Source organism: Variovorax sp. 770b2 (genome assembly GCF_900115685.1).
Classification (GTDB): Bacteria; Pseudomonadota; Gammaproteobacteria; order Burkholderiales; family Burkholderiaceae_C; genus Variovorax.
Genome location: NZ_FOXJ01000008.1, coordinates 181,498 through 196,935 on the forward strand (window position 1 = coordinate 181,498; position 15,438 = coordinate 196,935).

General features: G+C 69.3%; 16 protein-coding genes and 1 tRNA gene. 7 read left to right on the top strand and 10 right to left on the bottom strand.

All coding sequences use genetic code 11. The annotated features are described in order from the left end of the window. The first annotated feature begins 36 nt into the window (after window positions 1–36). The gene (locus tag BM133_RS30290) at window positions 37–477 is read left to right on the top strand and encodes a helix-turn-helix domain-containing protein (RefSeq protein WP_093442468.1); all 441 of its coding nucleotides are present in this window, start codon (window positions 37–39) and stop codon (window positions 475–477) included. 44 nt (window positions 478–521) lie between these two features. On the opposite strand, the gene BM133_RS30295 is transcribed toward BM133_RS30290, so the two are convergent. Then, window positions 522–743, bottom strand: coding sequence for a hypothetical protein (locus BM133_RS30295; RefSeq protein ID WP_093442471.1), 222 nt, complete (start codon window positions 741–743; stop codon window positions 522–524). A 199-nt stretch (window positions 744–942) separates the two neighbouring features. Here BM133_RS30295 and BM133_RS30300 point away from each other — a divergent pair, with 199 nt between their 5' ends. Beyond that, entirely contained in the window at window positions 943–1,389 is a 447-nt protein-coding gene (locus BM133_RS30300) for an SRPBCC family protein (protein ID WP_093442473.1), read from the top strand. 21 nt (window positions 1,390–1,410) lie between these two features. Here the strand turns inward: BM133_RS30300 and chrA are convergent, their stop codons facing one another. From chrA to BM133_RS30315, 3 genes are all read right to left on the bottom strand, one after another. Further along, a complete protein-coding gene (chrA, locus tag BM133_RS30305) occupies window positions 1,411–2,628 on the bottom strand; it encodes a chromate efflux transporter (RefSeq protein WP_093442476.1) in 1,218 nt (405 codons plus the stop codon). 97 nt (window positions 2,629–2,725) lie between these two features. After that, window positions 2,726–2,802 (bottom strand) — tRNA-Met (locus BM133_RS30310). Between the two features lie 53 nt (window positions 2,803–2,855). After that, window positions 2,856–4,379, bottom strand: coding sequence for a vWA domain-containing protein (locus BM133_RS30315; RefSeq protein WP_093442479.1), 1,524 nt, complete (start codon window positions 4,377–4,379; stop codon window positions 2,856–2,858). Between the two features lie 135 nt (window positions 4,380–4,514). Here BM133_RS30315 and BM133_RS30320 point away from each other — a divergent pair, with 135 nt between their 5' ends. Both BM133_RS30320 and BM133_RS35715 read left to right on the top strand, forming a co-directional pair. After that, complete coding sequence (locus tag BM133_RS30320) at window positions 4,515–5,180, top strand: sigma-70 family RNA polymerase sigma factor (protein ID WP_093442481.1); 666 nt, start codon at window positions 4,515–4,517, stop codon at window positions 5,178–5,180. Then, the gene (locus tag BM133_RS35715; protein ID WP_305728069.1) at window positions 5,177–6,604 is read left to right on the top strand and encodes a hypothetical protein; all 1,428 of its coding nucleotides are present in this window, start codon (window positions 5,177–5,179) and stop codon (window positions 6,602–6,604) included. The genes BM133_RS30320 and BM133_RS35715 overlap by 4 nt, the downstream gene beginning before the upstream one ends. A 71-nt stretch (window positions 6,605–6,675) precedes the next feature. On the opposite strand, the gene BM133_RS30330 is transcribed toward BM133_RS35715, so the two are convergent. Continuing rightward, window positions 6,676–7,455 carry an enoyl-CoA hydratase gene (locus BM133_RS30330; RefSeq protein WP_093442484.1) on the bottom strand — a complete coding sequence of 260 codons (780 nt, stop codon included), beginning with the start codon at window positions 7,453–7,455 and terminating at the stop codon, window positions 6,676–6,678. A 138-nt stretch (window positions 7,456–7,593) separates the two neighbouring features. Between BM133_RS30330 and BM133_RS30335 the strand changes: the two genes are divergently transcribed. After that, on the top strand, window positions 7,594–8,193 hold the full coding sequence (locus tag BM133_RS30335) for a DUF2325 domain-containing protein (protein WP_093442701.1): 600 nt from the start codon (window positions 7,594–7,596) through the stop codon (window positions 8,191–8,193). Here BM133_RS30335 and BM133_RS30340 read toward each other — a convergent pair. From BM133_RS30340 to BM133_RS35260, 5 genes are all read right to left on the bottom strand, one after another. Next, complete coding sequence (locus BM133_RS30340) at window positions 8,190–10,022, bottom strand: M61 family metallopeptidase (protein ID WP_093442486.1); 1,833 nt, start codon at window positions 10,020–10,022, stop codon at window positions 8,190–8,192. The genes BM133_RS30335 and BM133_RS30340 overlap by 4 nt on opposite strands. Then, window positions 10,022–10,744: a DsbC family protein gene (locus BM133_RS30345; protein WP_093442489.1), complete on the bottom strand. Its 723-nt coding sequence runs from the start codon at window positions 10,742–10,744 to the stop codon at window positions 10,022–10,024. The genes BM133_RS30340 and BM133_RS30345 overlap by 1 nt, the downstream gene beginning before the upstream one ends. Window positions 10,745–10,775: 31 nt before the next feature. Next, window positions 10,776–11,903, bottom strand: a complete 1,128-nt coding sequence (locus tag BM133_RS30350; protein ID WP_093442491.1) for an FAD-dependent monooxygenase — start codon at window positions 11,901–11,903, stop codon at window positions 10,776–10,778. Window positions 11,904–11,969: 66 nt separating this feature from the next. Then, on the bottom strand, window positions 11,970–12,707 hold the full coding sequence (locus tag BM133_RS30355; RefSeq protein ID WP_093442494.1) for a hypothetical protein: 738 nt from the start codon (window positions 12,705–12,707) through the stop codon (window positions 11,970–11,972). After that, on the bottom strand, window positions 12,701–13,411 hold the full coding sequence (locus tag BM133_RS35260) for a hypothetical protein (protein WP_093442496.1): 711 nt from the start codon (window positions 13,409–13,411) through the stop codon (window positions 12,701–12,703). Before BM133_RS35260 ends, BM133_RS30355 begins: the two co-directional genes overlap by 7 nt. Before the next feature lie 138 nt (window positions 13,412–13,549). On the opposite strand from BM133_RS35260, the gene BM133_RS30365 reads away from it, so the two are divergent. Beyond that, a complete protein-coding gene (locus tag BM133_RS30365) occupies window positions 13,550–14,431 on the top strand; it encodes an MOSC domain-containing protein (protein WP_093442499.1) in 882 nt (293 codons plus the stop codon). Window positions 14,432–14,442: 11 nt separating this feature from the next. Further along, on the top strand, window positions 14,443–15,429 hold the full coding sequence (locus BM133_RS30370; protein ID WP_093442703.1) for a glycerophosphodiester phosphodiesterase family protein: 987 nt from the start codon (window positions 14,443–14,445) through the stop codon (window positions 15,427–15,429). Window positions 15,430–15,438 lie beyond the last annotated feature (9 nt).

Here is a 15,438-nt window from a genome sequence, read left to right on the forward strand (position 1 = left end):
CAGCCGCGGGCCTGGCGATGTGGTCACAATGCCGGCATGCCCAATATTGCATCCATCCTCAAAGCCGAGATCTCACGCGTTGCCAGGAAAGAAGTTCGCGCGGAAATCGACATCCTCAAGAAAGCCTCCGCGCACCATCGCGCCTCGATTGCCGCATTGCGCCGGCAGGTGAGTGCATTGGAGAAGGAACTGCGACGCGCCGCCAAGGGGTCCACGCGGCGTGTGCCCGTCGATGATGCCGATGGCGCGGACGAGTCGGGCCCGAAGCGGCGATTCAGCGCGACGCGCCTGGCTTCGCACCGCGGCAAGCTCGGTCTCTCGGCCGCGTCATACGGAAAACTCGTGGGTGTGTCGGGTCAGACGATCTACCACTGGGAGCAGGGCAAGGCCCGGCCGCGTGCGGCGCAGTTGCAAAGGCTTGCCGCTGCGAGAGACCTGAGCAAGCAGGAAGTGGCTGAGCGGTTGGGCGCCGAATAGACGCATCGACCGCGGGCTGGCTGCCTATCGCTCTACCAAGGTTTTCACCAAGGCTTCCACCAAGGCCGCGCGGGTTGCCAGTCGGCCAGCGGACGGGTGTCCAGGTCATGGTTCGCAATCGGCGCTTCGCCGCGTAACCGCCGTACCTCCACCTCGAGCGCATGGGCGATGCCTCGCGCCTCCCGATCGCCTCGAAGCGCGCGCCGTCGCCACTCGGCCGCCTGGGCTGCCAAGCCGTGTAGGTCCGGGTTTTCCATTTCGAGCATGGGATGGATTTTTCATTTCCTCTTGCGAACGCCTGTAGGCAAAAGGAGTAAGCCTCTGTACGAACAGATACAGATCGCTTTGCGCCGGCATCGGCCGCCGCTCGAATGCCGAGCGCGGTTGGCAGGATCTACGGTTTCTCGGTCCTTGTGATGCACCGTGGATGTTCGTAGGCTCACGGTTTCGAAAAGGAAGAAAACCATGAGCACCAACACGGTCAGACTGCATCGCGTCCTCGCCGCAAAGCCCGAAAAGATCTATCGCGCATTTCTCGATGCCGACGCCAAGGCGCGCTGGCTGCCGCCGAACGGCTTCACCGGCAGGGTCCACGAGATGGACGCCAGGGTGGGCGGCAAGTACAAGATGTCGTTCACCAACTTCACCACGGGCAAGAGCCACTCGTTCGGTGGTGAATACGTCGAGCTCGTGCCGAATCAACTGCTGCGCTACACCGACGTTTTCGACGATCCCAACCTGCCCGGGAAAATCCAGGTGACCGTCACGTTGAAGCAGGTGTCGGTCGGCACCGAACTGAGCATCGTCCAGGAAGGGCTGCCCGAGGTGATTCCCGTGGAAGCCTGCTACCTCGGCTGGCAGGAGTCGCTGCGCAACCTGGCCAGGCTGGTCGAGCCGGAGATCAACGAGTAGCAGTCGTCGGAGGCGGCGGTCTCAGAGCGCAAGCAGCCATCCGGTGACTGCAGCCAACGCGACGACCAGCACCGGCGACAGGCGCGCGTAGACCAACAGCCCGAATGCCGCCAGTGCCAATCCGAAATCGGCGGGCGAGTGGATGGCGCTCGTCCACACCGGATCGTAGAGCGCCGCCAGCAGGACGCCGACGACCGCGGCATTGACGCCGGCCATCGCGCGCTGCACGCCGCCGCGTTGGCGTAGGGTCTCCCAGAAAGGCAGTGCGCCGATCACCAGCAACGCGGCCGGAAGAAAGATGGCCAGCAGCAACGCCAGGCCGCCCAGCCAGCCGCCGAACGGGCCGGACATGACGGCGCCAAGGAAGGCCGCGAATGTGAACAAAGGGCCCGGCACCGCCTGGGCGGCGCCGTAGCCCGCCAGGAAGACATCGTTGGAGACCAGGCCGCCGGGCACCACGCCGGCTTGCAGCAGGGGAAGCACGACGTGCCCGCCGCCGAAGACCAGGGCGCCTGCCTTGTAGAACCCGGCGGCGACGGACAGCGCCGGTGAATGCATCGCCGCGGCCAGCAACGGCAATGCTGCGAGCAGAACGACGAAGAGGCCCAGCAGGGCCGCGCCGGTCGCCTTGCTCACGCCGTAGTCGCGGTGCTGTGCGGCGGGGAGGTGGCCGAGTTTCAGCGCCCACCGCCCCACCAGGCCGCCGGCGGCGATGGCTGCGATCTGTCCCATCGCCGTGGGAACCGCGAGCACCAGCAGGGCGGTGGCGATGGCCACGCCTGCACGCAGGCGATCGGGGCACAAGGACCTGGCCATGCCCCATACCGCCTGAGCGACGACGGCAACCGCGACCACCTTCAAGCCATGGACGGCGCCCGATTCGGAGAGGGCGGCCCATCGCGTGACACCGGCCGCAAAGAGGATGAGCGCTGCCGCCGAAGGCAGCGTGAAGCCGATCCACGCCGCCGTCGCGCCACCCCAGCCCGCGCGCCCGAGGCCCAGCGCGATGCCGACCTGGCTGCTCGCGGGGCCGGGCAGGAACTGGCACAGCGCGACCAGGTCCGAATAGCTCTTGTCGTCCAGCCATCCGCGGCGCTCGACGAACTCCGCGCGGAAGTAGCCGAGGTGCGCGACCGGTCCGCCGAAAGACGTGAGGCCGAGCTTGAGGAATGCGAGGAAGACTTCGAGCACCGTGCCGCGTGAACGGTGTTCCGGTTCGGGTTGCTGCGGCAGGTTCATGAGGGCGGGGTCTTGGGCAAGACCAGACGAAAAAAAGCCCTAAGTAGTTGATCTACCTAGGGCTTTTGACTTTAGCGGAGAACCGCTGCAGCAGTGTTGGTGGCTCTTCACGGATTCGAACCGCGGACCTGTGGATTATGATTCCATCGCTCTAACCGACTGAGCTAAAGAGCCGTTTCAGCGTTTTGCGCTGAGCCCAAAATTATAGCCCAGTCCGCCGGCCCCTTTCAACCACCCGCCGGCAGCTTGCCCAATTCTTCCGATACCAGCCGCACGATCAGCCGGTCCAGCGTCTGGACCGAGTAGTTCGCCACGTCGTGCCGGGTCTGCGAGCCCGGTCCGCTCGCGGGGTTCGCGCCCTCCTTGTAGGTCAGGAAAACAAAGCGCCCGCCCGTGTACTGGGCGATCTGGCGCTGGATGTATTCGCCCTGCTTGTCCAGCCCCGAGGCGCCCACGCTGAACACCTTGATGCCCTTGCCCAGTGCCGCGACCATGCTGTCGTCGTACTGCGGGCCGCCGTAGTCCAGGTGCGGCGGCGCATCTGCCAGCAGCACGACCAGGCGGGTGGTGCCGGTGCCGCGCCAGCTCAGCTGGTGGACGGTTTCGGCCAGCGCCTCGTTCATCGCCTCGGGGTAGTCGCCGCCGCCCGCGGCCTGCAGCCCATTGAGCACGCCCTGGAAAGCATCGAGGTTGTCGGTGAAATCGTGGCGCCGCACGACGAAGTCGTCGGTGACGTCGCGATAGGCCACCAACCCGAAGCAGGTGTCGGGGCGGCTCGGCAGCCGCGCCACCTCGTCGGCGATGGCGCGCAGCGTGGTCTTGAGCTTGGCGATCTCGTCGGCCATCGAGCCGGTGGCGTCGATGAGAAAGACCAGGTCGAGCTGCGCGCGCGCAGGCGCGGCGCCCGGCTTGTCGATCACCACGTCGACCGCGCTTTTCTGGCCGCGCTGCAGGAAGGCGGTGCCCTGCCGGCCGTTCTTGCGGACCGTGACCTCGTACATCTGGCTGTGCGTCCTGTCGAAGGCGAGCGGATGCAGCCAGGCGCGCCCGCCCGCATCGGTGCGCGCCCACATGGCGGCGCCGCTGGGCGCCTGCACCGCCACTTCGGCATCGGGCACCACGGCGCCGCGCGCGTCGCGCACCTGGAGCAGGTAGCGCGTGCTGACGTCGCGCTCGCGGTGGGCCACCCGGGTGCGGCCGCGGAAGTTCAGGTATTCGTTGAAGTCGGCGTTGTCGTCGACCATGCCGGCGGTGACGGGCTCGTTGGCCGGGCGTCCGGCCTGGGCGGGTTGGGCGATGCTCGCGCGCGGGGTCGGCGATACAGGCACGGGCGTTGCGGCGATGGCTGCCGGCACAGATGCGGCAACAGGAGGCATGGCCGCGCTCAACTCGCGGGCGCTCGAGCCGTAGGCCTTCTTCTCGGCGGCCGCGGCCGGTTCCGCCTTGCGCAGTGCCTCGGGCGGTGCGGCGTCCAGGCGCCCCATCGTCGGCGCAGGGGTGGGCCTGGGTCTTTCGAGCTGCGCGTTCCGCACGCCCGGGGTCTCGTGGGTTTGCACCGGCCGCGCGCAATGGGTGGCCGAGGGCGCCTGGAAGTTCGGCTCGGTCTGCGAGACCTGCAGGGCCGGTTGGGGCCAGCGCGCGTTGGCGCCGATGGCCGGGATCTCGGTCGCGCCGCTGGCGCTCCACAGGAACTGCGCGCACAGCAGCACGACCAGCGGGCGGCGAAAACGGGGAGCGAAGGGCTGGGCCATGGAAAGACTCCGGGTTGTGGGATCGAGGCTGATACGGCCGGCCCTCGGCCCCGGGGTTAAGCCGTGTGACTTTTTTTATGAGCGCGAACCCCGATGCCGTCCGCCGCCCGTACAAGCTCAGGTGAAAATCCGCCGATGTCTGCGCTCCCACGCGCCCCTTCCGCCAAAGCCGCCACCGAGCGCGACGCCATACCCGACGATCAGTTGATGCTGGCCTACGCCCACGGTGACGCCGCCGCGTTCGACGTGCTCTATGCGCGCCACGAGGGCGGGCTGTTCCGCTTCGTCAAGCGCCTCCTGGGCGCGCGGCTCGTGGCGCAGGCCGACGAGGTGTTCCAGGACACCTGGGTGCGGATCATCTCGGCGCGCGAGAGCTTCTCGCCGCAGGGCGCCACCTGGCGCACCTGGGCCTTCACGATCGCGCACAACCTGGCCATGGACCGCCTGCGCGTGAGCGGGCGCGAGGTGGCGCTCGACACGCACACGGACGACGACGGCGATGCCGTGCCCACGCTCGACCGCGGCGTGCGCGGCGCGGTCGATGCCGCGGCGCATCCGTCGGCCGAGGAGCTCGCCTTCTGGCGCGCCGCCGGCCGGCGCCTCCTGGCCTGCCTCGATGAATTGCCGGCCGACCAGCGCGCCGCATTCCTGCTGCACCACGAAGACGGCCTGACCGTCGAGGCGCTGGCGGCGAGCCTGGAGATCGGTTTCGAGACCGTGCGCAGCCGCCTGCGCTACGGGCTGCAGAAGCTGCGCGGCTGCATGGAACGCTACCTGTCGGTGCTGGAGCAACGCGCATGAGCAACGACATCGACCTCCCCGGCAACAGCGACGGCGACCTGCGCGACCCGGCGCTGCGCCGCGCGCTCGACCATGCGCCCGATCGCGATGCAACGCCCGATCCGCGCACGCGCGATGCGATCCGCAAGATGGCGCACAACCTGGCCGCCGCGCCCGCAGCGGCGCCGGCATCCGCCGCCAACAGCGCGAGCGCCGCGCCCTGGTGGCGCCGGCTGTTCGGCGGCGGCGACGCGCGCGCGCGCATGCCCTGGAATGCGGCCTTCGCCACCGTGCTCGTGGCCGGCTTCGTGACCGTGCTGTGGCATCGCGAGCCGATTCCCGATGCGAGGCTCGATGGCGAGGCAAAGGTCGCGAGTGCGCCGGCACCGGCACCGGCCGCCGCGCCGACGCCGCCCGCAGCGGAGTCGGCACCGCAGGCGTCCAGCCCTGCAATCGTCGCGCAGCAAACACCGGCGGCAGAAGCACCTGCGGCCCCGGCGCGAGATGCGGCCAAGGAAGCACCGGACCGCGCGGCGGTGGATGCCGTCCGCAAGCCGGCGCCGGCGGCCGCGCGCAAGCAGGTCGAGGCGGCACCTGCGCCAGGGGCGAACGCTGCGCCTCCCGAGCCAGTGCCGGCGCCTGCCCCGTCCGAAGCGCGATCGGCTGCGGTGCCTGTTTCTCCGCCGCCTGCCATCGCCGCACCGGCACCTCCACCCGCGCCCGCTGCCGCACCCGCACCCGCGGCAGCGCCTCCACCGGCACTCGCGGCGCAAGCGCCGGGCGTCGCCGAGTCCTCCGCACGCGTGCGTCAAAAGAGCGAAAGCGTGCAGGACGAAAGAGAGCAAGACAGGCGCAGTGCATATGCCGCGCCATCCGCGCCATCCGCGCCATCGGTGGCCCCTGCTCCCATCGCCGTGCCCGAAAGGACGCCGCCTGCGGTGGCCTCTGCGCCGGCCGCGCCGCCAGCACCTGGCGCACCGGCGCCCTCGCATCGGGAACTGTCGGAGAACGCATCCGGCGCCGTTGCGCGGGGAGGCAGTCCGAGTGCCGACGTCTCGGGCGCGCTGCGCGATACGGCCCCCCCACGTGCCGCCGCCGCCAAGGCCGCAAGGTCGCCGGCGGGCGTGTCGCGGTTCTCCGCGCTGGACCGCTGGACGTCCTTCGACATCACGCGTGCAGGCTTGGGCGTGCACCACGCACGCGGCGACATCGAAGGGCTGGCGGCGTTGGTGAACACGGTGGCTCGCTCGGCCACTGCGGCCGATGCGCAACTGGCCGCGCCGGTCGAGGCGCGCCTGTCGCTCCATCAAGGCGGCACGCTGGTCGCCGTGCTCGAGATCGCGGGCGACCAGGTGCGCTGGACGCCGCAGCCCGGCGGCACCGCATCGGTGGGCACGCCGCCGGCGCAGGCGCTCGCAGCGCTGCGGGCGCTGCTGACGCGCTGACCGCGCTGCGGATGCGCTAACCGCGCTGCGGGGCCCCACTGACGCGCTGGTCGCGCGTCAGGCCAACGCCCTCAGGCGTTCTTGAAATCAGGCGCGCGCTTGTTCAGGAAGGCGTCCATGCCTTCCTTCTGGTCGACCGTGGCGAACAGCGCGTGGAACATTCGGCGCTCGAACATCACGCCGTCGCTCAGGCCGCTCTCGAAGGCGCGGTTGACCGATTCCTTGGCGGCCATCACCGAGATCTGCGAGAAGCCGCAGATGATCAGCGCCGCGCCCAGCGCCTCGTCGGCCAGCTTTTCGTAAGGCACCACGCGGCTCACGAGGCCGGCGCGCTCGGCTTCGGCGGCGTCCATCATGCGGGCGGTGAGCACCATGTCCATGGCCTTGCTCTTGCCCACCGCGCGCGGCAGGCGCTGCGTGCCGCCGGCGCCGGGGATCACGCCGATCTTGATCTCGGGCTGGCCGAACTTGGCGGTGTCGGCCGCGATGATGAAGTCGCACATCATCGCCAGCTCGCAGCCACCGCCCAGCGCGAAGCCGGCGACCGCGCCGATCACGGGCTTGCGGATCGAGCGGATGGTTTCCCAGTTGCGGGTGATGTAGTCGCCCTTGTAGGTGTCGATGAAGCTGTACTTGGCCATCGCCGCGATGTCGGCACCGGCCGCGAAGGCGCGCTCGCTGCCCGTGAGGATGATGCAGCCGATGGCCTCGTCGGCATCGAAGGCCTTCAGCGCCTGGCCCAGCTCGGTCATGAGCGCGTCGTTGAGCGCGTTCAGGGCCTTGGGGCGGTTGAGGGTGATGATGCCGACCTTGCCTGCTTCGGTCCGCACTTCGATGTTTTCGTAGCTCATGGTGTCTCCGGGAAAGGTGAGGGAAAAGGGAAAAATTCGCTCGGGCCACTATACCGAGCAAGGCTTCTTGGCTGCTGACACCCCATGGCCTTCCAATTGAGAATTGCTCTCATCTAGAATGGCCGCATGGAGTTCCCGATGCAAGAACATGCCGTGTTGCTGCGGGCGTATGCCCGGGTGCAGGAGCGCTGCTCGCGCCTGCTGGCCGAACAGGCCGCGCTGATCGAGCGGCTGGAGGCGCAGGTCGTTCGCCTGCGCGGCGCGCTGGTGGCGCGCGATTCGGCCATCGCGATGGTGCGCGAAGAACTCGCGGCGCGCGCGGCCGTGGGCGGTGCGCTGCCCAAGCGCCTGCATGCACTGCTGTCGCCGGCCAGCCGGCGCCACGAGATACCGTTCGCGCCCGAGACACCCGAGACGCCCGCCGACCTGCGCGAGAAGGCCGTGCTGTGCGTAGGCCGCGAGGACGAGGCGCCCTCGCTCGCGCGCCAGCTGGTTGAAATCGCCGGTGGGCGCTACCTGCATCACGACGGTGGCGACGATGCCGACGACCCCGCGCTCGAAGCGGGCCTGCGCGCCGCCGATCTCGTGATCTGCCAGACGGGTTGCGTGAGCCACGGCGCCTACTGGCGCGTGCAGGACCATTGCCGCCGCACCGGCAAGCCTTGCGTGCTGGTGGGCGAGCCGCAGCCGATGCTGTTCGTGCGGCAGCAGCCCGCGGCGACCGAAAAAGTCGACTAGCCGGCCAACCAGCCGGTGACCTTCGCGGCGTCGTGCGCGAAGAGGCGCCAGGTGGTCACGCCCGCCGGCAGCGTGAGCGGCAGCCGCAGCAACTTGCGGTCGCGCGCGACGATGGCCGTGAACTTGGTCGTATCGCCCAGGTACAGCGCCAGGTCGTCGAGCTTGGCGATGCGCCAGGCCTGCGCAGATTTCTTCTTGCCGCTGGCGGGCAGCTCGATGCCGATCCACTCGTCGTTCGCGGAGAACCCGGCTTTCTCGGCCGCACCGCCGCGCAGCACCACCTTCACCTGCACGCTGCCGTTGGCTTCGGCCACGCGCAGGCCGAGCACCTGCGCCTGCTGGGACGGGTCTTCGAGCGTCGCCACGCCATGCGCGCGCAGCAACTGCGCGAGCGGCAGCTCCTCGGTCGAATGCACCCAGCGCGCGAGCTCCAGCGCATACGAGCGACCGCTGACCGCTTCGAGCGCGGCCGCGATATCCGCTTCGCTGATCGGTCCGCCGCTGCTGTGCGTCCACAGGTGGCGCATCACGTCGTCCAGCGAGCCCTTGCCTTCATGGCGCAGCGTGAGGTCCAGGCACAGCGCCACGAGCGCGCCCTTGGTGTAGTAGCTCACCGTGCTGTTGGGCGTCTGCTCGTCCTGGCGGTAGTACTTGACCCAGGCGTCGAAGCTCGCGTCGGCCACCGGCTGCACGAGCCGGCCCGGCGTCTGCTGCACCTGGTTGATGGTCTTGTTGAGCAGCCGCAGGTAGGCCGCATCGTCGATGCGGCCCGCGCGGCGCAGCAGCAGGTCGTCGTAGTAGCTGGTGAAGCCCTCGAAGAACCACAGCAACTGCGTGTAGTTCTCGCGGCTGTAGTCGTAGCGGGCGAACTCCGCCGGCCGCATCCGCTTGACGTTCCAGGTGTGGAAGTACTCGTGGCTGATGAGGCCCATCAGCGTGGTGTAGCCCTCGGGCTGCTTTTTCTTTTCGCCGCGCTGCGGCAGGTCGCGGCGGTTGCAGATGAGCGCCGTGGAGTGGCGGTGCTCGAGCCCGCCGTAGCCGTCGTCCACCGCATTGAGCATGAAGACGTAGCGGTCGATCGGCAGCTTCGGCCCGCCGCGCTTGCCGGCCTTGTCGCCGTGCCAGAAGCGTATTTCTGCCTCGCAGATGGCCTGGGTGTCGGCGATCAGCCGGTCGCCGTCGAACGAGGCCGCGGCGCCCGCGATCACGAAGCGGTGCGGCACGCCGCAGGCGTCGAACTCGGCGCTCCAGAAGGCGCCCATTTCGACGGGGCTGTCGGCCAGCTCGTCGTAGCCGCTCGCCTGGTAGCTGCCGAAGCCCTGCTTGTCGATCTTGGAGGGCACGAGCGCGGTGGCGCACGACCAAGCGCCGCCATCGGCCGTCGATGCAGGGGCGACGATCTCCAGCGCATGTGGCGCATCGGTCTGCCCCTCGACGCGCAGGCACAGGCTGGTGCCGTTGAAGAAGCCGCGCTCGGCGTCCAGCCAGGCGGTGCGCACCGAGTTGTCGTATGCACAGACCTGGTAGTGCAGCACCAGCGGCTGTCCCGGTGTGCAATCGACCAGCCAGCTGCATTTGTCGACCTGCGTGAGCGCGGGCTTGCGGCGCCCCTGCGTGGCGCGCAGGCCCTGCAGGTTCTTGGCGAACTCGCGCACCAGGTAGCTGCCCGGAATCCACACCGGCAGCGTCACGCGCTGCAGCGCGGCGGGTGCATCGATGGTCAGCGCGACGGTAAAGAGATGCGCATGCAGGTCCGCGCATTCGATGCGATAGCGCACGCCCGCAGCGGACGCGCCGGCTGCGCGCCGGGAAACGGCTTTCGTCGCCATCAGCTGGCGGAAGCGGCGAGTTGCTTCTCGACCTGCTCTGCGGGAATGGCACCCGGCGTGCGCGTGCCGTTGGTGAAGATCAGCGTGGGCGTGCCGGTGATGTTGTACTTGCGGCCGAACTCGACATTGCGCTGCAGCGCGGTCACGTCGCAGCTGCCTGCCGCGGTGGTGGGCTTGGCGCCGGTTTCCATCCAGTCGCCCCAGGCCTTGCCCTTGTCCTTGCTGCACCAGATGTCGCGCGACTTGACGGTCGAATCGGCGCCCAGCACCGGGTAGAGGAACAGGTACACGGTGACGTTGTTGACCGTCTTCATGTCCTTCTCGAAGCGCTTGCAATAGCCGCAGTTCGGGTCTTCGAACACCGCCAGCTTGCGCTTGCCGTTGCCGCGCACGATCTTGATCGCGTCCTGCAGCGGCAGCTTGTCGAAGGCGACCTCGCTCAACTTCTCGACGCGCTCCTCGGTGAGGTTGCGGCGCGTGTTCACGTCGATCAGGTTGCCCTGGATCAGGTAGTTGCCCTGCTCGTCCGTGTAGAAGATCTGGGCGCCGTTCACGCGCACTTCGTAGATGCCCTGCAGGGGCGTCTTGGTGATCTCCTCGATCGGCGGGAACTGCGGGATGCGCGAGGGCAGGTTCTTGCGGATCTCGGCTTCGCCGGCGGTGGCGGTCAGGACCGCACCCAGCGTGCAGGCGGCGAGAAGAAGGTTGCGTGCGAGAGTCATCGGGAAGTCCGTTCGATTCGAATGTGTGGCGTCATGCCTTCAAGCCCATGGCTTGCGCGGTGATCCAGTGCTTGACCAGGCGCGTGCGGTCGAAGCCGCGCATGCCCCAGTTGCGCAACGCAGGAAGTGGACCCAGGTTGTGCGAGAAGAGTTGCTGCAGGCCGTCGGTGGCAAGGCTCATCTGCAGCACGTCGGCGCGGCGGGCGCGTTCGTAGCGGCGCAGGAGCCGCGCATCGCCCACGCTGCGCCAGTAGTCGCGGGTCTTGATCACCTCGGCCAGCGCGGCCGCGTCGGCCAGCCCGAGGTTCAGGCCCTGGCCCGCGAGCGGGTGCACCGTGTGGGCGGCATCGCCCGCGAGCGCCCACGACTGGTTCGGCTGTCCGGGCATCGCGCCGGTCCAGCGGTCGGCGATGGCGCGCGCGAGCGGCCAGGCCGCGCGCTCGCTCGCGAGCTTGAGCGCACCGAGCGCGCCATGGCTGGCCTCGCTCACCGCGGCATTGAATTCGTCGTCGCCCTGCGCGAGCAGCGCGGGGGCGCGCAGCTGGTCGACCGACCACACCAGCGCGACCGTCTTGCCGTGCGTGCCGCCCAGCGGCAGCAGCGCGAGCACCTCGCCCTTGTCGTTGAACCACTGGCGCGCGATGCCGTCGTGCGACTGCTCGGCTTCCAGGCGCGCCGCAACCGCGTGCTGCGGATAGCGCGTGACCTCGTAGCTCACGCCCAGCGCCTCGCGCGTGGCGCTGGCCTTGCCTTCGCACACCACGGTGAGCGGCGCGGGCACGGGCTCGGTCACGACCTCGATCTGGGGCTGGAAACGCACCGCATCGGCCAGTTGCTGCTCGAGTGCCGGCACATCGACGATCCACGCCAGCGCATCGACCTTCTGCCGCGCCGCGCTGAACTGCACGCGGCCGCCTTCGTCGCCATGCACCAGCATCTCGCGCACCGGCGTGGCGTGGGCCGCATCGGGCCAGGCGCGCAGCGATTCGAGGAGGGTGCGGGAGGCGGTGTTGAGCGCGTAGGCGCGGATGTCCTGCTTGCCCGGCGTGGCGGGCGGCACCACCAGCGCCACGCGCACGCGTTCGCGTGCGAGCAGCAGGGCCAGCGTGCGGCCGACGATGCCGGCGCCGCGAATGCAAACTTCTGGGGGGAGGGCCATCGGACGATTGTAGGAGTTGCGTTGTGCGCCCGTTCCCGCGCCCCCGCCCGGCGAGGGGCCGATCCGTCAGGCGCCCTGGGCCGGCGCGTGGCCGTAGCGCGACAGCGTTTCGGCCGGCGGATGCACCTGCCAGGGCAGGCCGTGCGCCGTGAAGCGCTCGGTCAGCGCGTCGGCGATGGCGTGCGCCTCGGTGTCCCCGAGCGCGATGACGCCCATCAGCGCGCCGTCCACGCCGGGAAAGGCCGCGGCCGAGATCTTGTCCTCGACCGGCAGCGCATCCAGCACCGACCAGTTCTTCTCGGCCGCCAACCCGCAGATGAAGCGGTCGTCCACGCCCGGCGCGGCGGCCGTCGACAGCAGCACCAGCTGCGCGCCCTGGAACCATCCCGAGAATTCGAACAGCCGCAGCGCGACCTCGGGCCGGACGGTCGACGTGAGCCCCAGCTCCACCGGCGCCGTGCCCACGGCGCCCGCCGCGCCGAATGCACTGCGCAGCACGATGCGACGGTGCCGCGTGCCGTCTTCCTCGGGCGTCCATTCGGCGCCGTCGCTGCGGTGGTGCCCCGGGCTCCACAACTTGCGCCACAGCGTGCCGAGCGTGGGCCGCTCCACGTCTTCCAGGAAGGTGACGCGGCCCAGCGCCGCGAAGGCTTCGGCGGTGGCCAGGTGCAGCGCGTCGAGCGCGTCGTCGTCCGCATCGTCCATCTGCACCAGCAGCATCGACTGGCCCACGCCCAGCTGCCCGAGCTCCAGGGCCGGCGGCAGGTTGGCGCGCACCATGTGCAGCCCGATGCGGCCTACCATCGCGGCGTTCCCAGCTCGTTCACGAAGGCGTTGACCTCGAACTCGGCCGCGCGCAGCAGCGGCGTGAAGACCGTCTCGTCGGCCCAGTCGTAGACGATGAAGGCCGCCTGCGCCATCTTCTCGCCGGCCCAGTAGCCCGCGATGCCGCCGATCAGGCAGCCGCCGATGCCGCCCGCCGCGATGCCGTAGGGGCCGCCCGCCACGCCCGCGCCCGCGCCGTATTCGCCCACCGCCACGCAGCCGACCCGCGCCAGCGCCCAGGCCGACACCACCTCGGTGGCGCGGCGCATCGGCCGGTCCGACTGCACGACGGAAACCGCATCCAGCGACATGCCCACGATGCCGATGATGCGTCCGCCCCACTTGAAATACTTGGCCGCCTGGTAGACGTACTTGCCCGCCGCGCCCGCGGGCTGGTGGTCGCCGTAGCCGAAATGCCCGGTGGCGTTGTTGGCGTTCCAGTGGTAGTTCACCGAGTTGGTCTTGACGTTGAAGCCGTAGTCCAGCCGCAGATGCTTCTTGCCCTTGATGTCCTGGAAGAACAGCGTCGAGGTCGAGCCGCCCTTGGGCACCCAGCCGCGCGGGTCCAGCTCGATGCACAGGTTGGTGCCGGGAATCGGAATCCGCACCAGCGCCGCGAGGCCCGTGGGCATCAGGACCTGCCCGGTCATCGGAATCTGCTGTTCGCTCAGGTCTTCTGCCATGCGGGTGCTTTCTCCAAGGGATGGGGACAAAGGCGTACCGCGCGGTTTTAACGCCATTCGCGCCGGAACGCCAAGACCCGCCCCGGCCGCGATGCGGGACAATCGCGGTCGCTTTCCCAGGATCCAAGGAACCCCACCGTGTCGCAGCCCGTTTTCGACCTCGAAGCCACCATCGCGCGCCTGTTCGTCTACCCCGTCAAGTCGTGTGCCGGTGTCGAGCTGAATGAGATGCTGCTGACCGAAACAGGCCTGGAGTTCGACCGGGCCTGGATGGTGGTCGATGACAACGGCGAATTCGTCACCCAGCGCCAGATTCCGCGCATGGCGCTCATCAAGCCGCAGATGAAGCACATGGAAGTGGTGCTGCGCGCCCCCGGCATGCTGGCCCTGCACCTGGCCTTCGACCGCGTCGAGAAGCCGGTGCGCGTGCGTGTGTGGAAAGACGAAGTGGCCGCCTACGACATGGGCGACATCGCCGCCCAGTGGTTCAGCGATTTCCTCTCCGAGCCGGGCAAGCCGCAGACCCTGCGGCTGGTGCGCTTCGACCCCGAGCACAAGCGCCTGTCGAGCCTGAAGTGGACCGATGGCGTCGAGGCGCTGAACCAGTTCGCCGACGGTTATCCGCTGCTGGTGGCGAGCGAAGGCTCGCTGGCCGAGCTCAACGAGCGGCTGGCGGCGGCGGGTCACGAGGCCGTCGGCATCGAACGCTTCCGGCCCAACATCGTGCTGGCCGGCATCGAGGCGCATGACGAGGACCGCGTCGATGCGCTGCACGTCGCCACCGGCGAAGGCGAGGCCGAGCTCAAGCCGGTCAAGCCCTGCACGCGCTGCCCGATTCCGGACATCGACCCGGCCACCGCCCTCAGCAGCCCCGAGGTCGGCAACGTGCTGCGCACCTACCGCGCGGATGCGCGCGTCGATGGAGGCATCACCTTCGGCATGAACTGCATCGTGGTGCAGGGCGTCGAATACATGCTCAAGGTCGGGCAGGCCGTGGGGGCGAACTACCGCTTCGAATGAAGAAGGGGCGCATGCGGCGTGTCCTGCGCGGGGTGGCGTTTGCGCTGCCCGTGATCGCGGCCTTGCTCTTCCTGGGCAACGAGTCGCGCTGGGTCAAGCCCGCGGACGTGCCGCCCTTCCTGCTCGCGCACCGTGGTGTGCACCAGACCTTCGACACACAGGACCTGCGCAACGACACCTGTACCGCGGCGCGCATTCACGCGCCCACGCACACGCTGATCGAGAACACGCTGCCCTCGATGCGCGCCGCCTTCGACGCCGGAGCGGACATGGTGGAGCTCGATGTCCATCCCACGCGCGACGGCGCCTTCGCGGTGTTCCACGACTGGACGCTGGACTGCCGCACCGAAGCCCGCGGCGTGGTGCGCGACCACACGCTGGCGCAACTGCAGTCGCTGGACGTGGGGCATGGCTATACGGCCGACGGCGGCAGGTCCTATCCATTGCGCGGCAAGGGCATCGGGCTGATGCCCAGCCTGTCGCAGGTGCTGGACGCTTTTCCCTCGCAGCGTTTTCTCATTCACATGAAGAGCCGCGACGCGCAGGAGGGCCGGCTGCTCGCGCGCCACCTCGCCGCGCTCGATGCGGACGCGTTGGGCCGCCTGCTGGTGTATGGCAGCGACGAGCCGGTCGGCGCACTCAGGCAGGCACTCCCGGCGATTCGCGTGGCACCGCGCGGCGCATTGGTGCAATGCCTGCTGCGCTATGAAGCCCTGGGCTGGTCCGGCCACGTGCCCGAGGCCTGCCGTGCCGGCCTGATGCTGGTGCCCGCCAATGTCGCGCCGTGGCTCTGGGGCTGGCCGCACCGGCTGCAAAAGCGGTTGGCGGCCGTGGGCACGCAACTGGTCGTTGTCGGCCCGTACGCGGGCGGCGATTTCAACAGCGGCATCGACAGCAGCGAGGCGCTCGCGCAGCTGCCGGCGGGCTACCACGGCGGTCTCTGGACCAACCGCATCGAGCGCATCGGGCCGCTGGTGCGCCAACGCAAGCTGGACTGAAGCTGCCGC

Bases quoted from the DNA above. Each gene is read 5' to 3' on its own strand.
- BM133_RS30290 (WP_093442468.1), top strand. From the start codon at position 37: ATGCCCAATATTGCATCCATCCTCAAAGCCGAGATCTCACGCGTTGCC.
- BM133_RS30295 (WP_093442471.1), bottom strand. From the start codon at position 743: ATGCTCGAAATGGAAAACCCGGACCTACACGGCTTGGCAGCCCAGGCG.
- BM133_RS30300 (WP_093442473.1), top strand. From the start codon at position 943: ATGAGCACCAACACGGTCAGACTGCATCGCGTCCTCGCCGCAAAGCCC.
- chrA (WP_093442476.1), bottom strand. From the start codon at position 2,628: ATGAACCTGCCGCAGCAACCCGAACCGGAACACCGTTCACGCGGCACG.
- BM133_RS30315 (WP_093442479.1), bottom strand. From the start codon at position 4,379: ATGGCCCAGCCCTTCGCTCCCCGTTTTCGCCGCCCGCTGGTCGTGCTG.
- BM133_RS30320 (WP_093442481.1), top strand. From the start codon at position 4,515: ATGTCTGCGCTCCCACGCGCCCCTTCCGCCAAAGCCGCCACCGAGCGC.
- BM133_RS35715 (WP_305728069.1), top strand. From the start codon at position 5,177: ATGAGCAACGACATCGACCTCCCCGGCAACAGCGACGGCGACCTGCGC.
- BM133_RS30330 (WP_093442484.1), bottom strand. From the start codon at position 7,455: ATGAGCTACGAAAACATCGAAGTGCGGACCGAAGCAGGCAAGGTCGGC.
- BM133_RS30335 (WP_093442701.1), top strand. From the start codon at position 7,594: ATGCAAGAACATGCCGTGTTGCTGCGGGCGTATGCCCGGGTGCAGGAG.
- BM133_RS30340 (WP_093442486.1), bottom strand. From the start codon at position 10,022: ATGGCGACGAAAGCCGTTTCCCGGCGCGCAGCCGGCGCGTCCGCTGCG.
- BM133_RS30345 (WP_093442489.1), bottom strand. From the start codon at position 10,744: ATGACTCTCGCACGCAACCTTCTTCTCGCCGCCTGCACGCTGGGTGCG.
- BM133_RS30350 (WP_093442491.1), bottom strand. From the start codon at position 11,903: ATGGCCCTCCCCCCAGAAGTTTGCATTCGCGGCGCCGGCATCGTCGGC.
- BM133_RS30355 (WP_093442494.1), bottom strand. From the start codon at position 12,707: ATGGTAGGCCGCATCGGGCTGCACATGGTGCGCGCCAACCTGCCGCCG.
- BM133_RS35260 (WP_093442496.1), bottom strand. From the start codon at position 13,411: ATGGCAGAAGACCTGAGCGAACAGCAGATTCCGATGACCGGGCAGGTC.
- BM133_RS30370 (WP_093442703.1), top strand. From the start codon at position 14,443: ATGCGGCGTGTCCTGCGCGGGGTGGCGTTTGCGCTGCCCGTGATCGCG.